1 protein-coding gene is annotated in these 1,411 nt (G+C 68.1%); it reads left to right on the forward strand.

The window, feature by feature from the left end; genetic code table 11:
• Positions 1-1,411 (forward strand): condensation domain-containing protein (locus A5750_RS13010; protein WP_231989188.1); only part of this gene is annotated, 1,411 nt, incomplete at both ends.

Consider the following 1,411-nt stretch of genomic DNA (forward strand, 5'->3'; position numbering starts at 1 on the left):
CGGGCGATTACGACCGCCTGCTCGACCCCAGCCAAACCCGATCGGACGGGGGATTGGGTGTGGTGGGGGCCCGATGGCCAACTGCGATATGTGGGACGCTCGGATGAGCAGGTCAAGGTACGTGGGTATCGCATCGAGCTCGGCGAAATCCAAACCGTCCTAACGGGTTTGGCTGGGGTCGAGCAGGCGGTCGTAATCGCCCGGGAGGACCGGCCCGGGGACAAGCGGCTGGTGGCATACCTGACCGGCACCGCCGATCCCGCCGTGGTGCGCACCCAGCTCGCCGAGCGGCTGCCGGCTTACATGGTTCCGTCCGCGATCATGCCCCTGGCCGCCCTGCCGTTGACGCTCAACGGCAAACTCGATACCCACGCGCTCCCGGCCCCCGGCCACCTCGGTCGTGGGTACCGCGCCCCGGCCACCCTTACCGAAGAGGTCCTTGCCGGGATTTATGCCCAGGTTCTTGGCCTCGGCCGCATCGGGGTCGACGACTCCTTCTTCGACTTGGGTGGGGATTCGCTGTCGGCGATGCGTCTGGTCGCCGCGGTGAACACCAGTCTGGATGCCGCCCTTACGGTCCGGGCGTTGTTCGAGGCGCCGACGATCCGCCAGCTGGCGCCGCGCCTCGATGAGGGCGAAGGTCGGCTGGCGCGGGTGGTGGCCGGTGCGCGGCCCGCGGTGGTGCCGCTGTCGTTCGCCCAGTCTCGGTTGTGGTTCCTCGATCAGCTGCACGGCGCTTCGCCGGTCCACAACATGGCGGTGGCGTTGCGCTTGCGGGGAGGGCTGGATGCCGACGTGCTGGGGATGGCGCTGGCCGATGTGATCGCGCGGCATGAAAGCCTGCGCACGATCTTCGTTGCGCCGGAAGGGACCCCGCAGCAAGTGGTCGTCCCGGTCGGGCGCTTTGACTTCGGCTGGCAAGTCGTAGATGCCGGCGGGTGGCCGGCGAGCCGGCTCGAGGAAGCCATTGCTGCGGCGGCGCGGTACTCGTTTGATCTGGCAGTCGAGATTCCGTTGCGGGCGACGCTTTTCCGGCTGGGCGACGGTGAGCATGTGCTCGTGGCGGTGGCTCACCATATTGCCGCTGACGGGTGGTCGATCACGCCGTTGGTGCGTGATCTGGGCGTGGCGTATGCCAGCCGATGTGCGGGTGAGGCGCCGGGCTGGGCCGAACTACCGGTGCAATACGTCGATTACACGATGTGGCAACAGGCGCAGTTCGGGGATCTGGATGATCCGCACAGTGCGATCGCCGCGCAGTTGGCCTATTGGCAGGACGCGTTGGCGGGGATGCCCGAGCGGCTGGAGTTGCCCACCGATCGGCCGTTTCCGGTGGTGGCTGATTATCGGGGGGCGCGGGTGGCCGTGGAGTGGCCCGCGCAGTTGCAGCAGCGGGTGCGTGAGGTGGCCG

Source organism: Mycobacterium sp. 852002-51613_SCH5001154, from assembly GCF_001667425.1.
Taxonomy (GTDB): Bacteria; Actinomycetota; Actinomycetes; order Mycobacteriales; family Mycobacteriaceae; genus Mycobacterium.